Annotated in this window: 2 protein-coding genes and 1 pseudogene; all 3 read right to left on the bottom strand. The window is 71.2% G+C overall.

The window, feature by feature from the left end:
• Positions 1 to 301, bottom strand: a pseudogene (locus tag NBW84_RS21245) (hypothetical protein); the annotation flags it as partial.
• Positions 298 to 1,614, bottom strand: coding sequence for a JAB N-terminal domain-containing protein (locus NBW84_RS21240; protein WP_250286735.1), 1,317 nt, complete (start codon positions 1,612 to 1,614; stop codon positions 298 to 300). The gene NBW84_RS21240 and the pseudogene NBW84_RS21245, both read right to left, overlap by 4 nt.
• Positions 1,611 to 1,970, bottom strand: a 360-nt coding sequence (locus NBW84_RS21235; protein ID WP_250286734.1) for a hypothetical protein, incomplete at its 5' end; no start/stop codon positions are given. The genes NBW84_RS21240 and NBW84_RS21235, both read right to left, overlap by 4 nt.

Raw genomic sequence — 1,970 nt, 5'->3', positions numbered from 1 at the left:
GTGCCCGCGCCGCGGCGGGCTGGGCCCGCCCGCCGACCGCGGCCGCCAGCAGCAGCGCACCCGGGCCGACCGGCGCCGGATCGGCGAACGGAGGCGACCCCGCCCCGAGCCGGGCGGCCGTGTCACGGATCAGCTCCCGCAACGCCGTCACAGTGCCCGCGGTGGGACGGCCGAGCGCGCCGGCTTCCCGCAACGGACCGACCGGCGGTGGCGCCGGCCGTCCCGTGGCGTCACCCGCCGGCCGGCCTGCGGTGTCAGCGGCCCAGGCGAGCACCCGGCACGCGGTCGTCTCCGCGTTCATCCGGTGGTCTCCCAGTAGGGGGTGAGCACCATGCTCTCGCCACCATCCCGCGTCCTTCTTGCACTCCTTGTACCTCTTGTATCTCCTGCGCTTGTTGTAGGTGCGCTTGTCGTACTTCCGTCGTCGGCGGTATCGGCGGTATCGGCGGCCTCCGCGTGGTAGAAGCGCAGCACCCGATCCCGCGGGTCGTCCCGGTCGATGTTGACCAGGCCGGCGACCTGCCAGAGCCGGCGGAACGTGGTCGTGTGCAGCTCGACGTCCACCGACGACAACCCGATCTCGCCGGTGGCCGGGAACAGGTGGGTGTGGTACCAGCCGACGAGCCTTTCGTCCCGGCCGCGGCCGGCCAGCTGCTCGTTGATCCGCAGGAAGCTCTCGCCGGTGAAGGTGAAATGCAACAGGGACGCACCGGTCCGCTCCGCCGCGATCGCCGCCGTGATCTTCACGAGGTGGCTGCCGGGACGGTCCGCGTCACGGTAGACGTGACCGGCGAGAAAACCGCCTTCCTCCACCTCGGCCGAGAACTCCGTCCGGCGTTTCAGGGCGTCGGCGACGTCACGGTCGATCACCACCGTGACTCCCGGCGCAGCCGTGGCCGTAAGCATGGCACCAGCACGGACGCCGGCACCGGCGTCTGCGTCTGCGCCTGCGTCGGTATCGGCGTCACGGTCAGCCACGGGCAGCACGACATCCACGTCAGGTATTTCAGCGGGTATTTCGGCGTCGGGTATCTCGGCGTCCGCGCCGGACATCTCGGCGCCGGATATCTTGACGTCGGCACCGGGTGTCCTGGCCACGTCGGCGACGAGATCGGCGAGAGTCGCGGCCGGGGGGCCGGGCTCGTGGATCTCCTCCAGATGGAAGGCCCGGGGACGGCGGGAACCCACCGTCACCTCAACCCGGCCCTCCACCTGCGGGGCGGGCCGGACCAGGGCCACCCGGTCGAAACCGGGGCCGCGGATACCGAACCCCCAGTGCTTCTCCGCCGGGATCTGCTCGGCGAGCAGCCGCTGCAACGGCCGGGCGATGATCTCCCGGACCGAGTGCGGATGCTGGTAGAGCAGCCGACCGTCCCGGACGATGCGCACCCGCACGTAGCCGTGACTCGACCGGAGATTGACCACCGAGGGGCTGCCGGCCAGCTCGGAACGGTCCGCGACCGGCAGGAACAGCAGCTCGAAGCGGCTGCCGACCAGAGCCTCACCCAGCACCCGCTCGAAGACGGTCTGCAACAACGGGACGAGCGGTACCCGACCGACCCGGACGTAGTCGTCGGTCCGGTACAGCTCGACCTCGGTGCTCCCGGCGCTCATCGTCCGTCAGCCCCGGCCCCAGCCCCGGCCTGCGGGTCGTCACCGGTTGCCTCGACGCTTTCGACGACGTTGCGGTAGGTCTTACGCTGCCGCGGCGCCTGGAACAGGACCCGCCCGCCGATCTCGGCTATCCGACCCTGGTTCGTGACGACCCATTCGGCGGCCGCCCGGTCGTAGTAGTTGCCGCGGACCTCGGGCCGGCCGAAGGCGTCCAGCCGGCCGCTGTCCTCCAGCAGGCTGTAGTTACGGAACGCGGCCATGTCCACCAGGATCTGGCAGAGCTCACCGAAGTCCAGGGACGGCCGGTAGGACTCGGCCAGCGCCCCGAGGCACACCAGCCCCTGCTGGGCCTCGTG

Source organism: Protofrankia sp. CiP1_Cm_nod2 (assembly GCF_920664355.1).
Lineage (GTDB): Bacteria > Actinomycetota > Actinomycetes > Frankiales > Frankiaceae > Protofrankia.
Note: the sequence above shows the minus strand (reverse complement) of the source record. Positions and strands in the feature narration are given on the sequence as shown.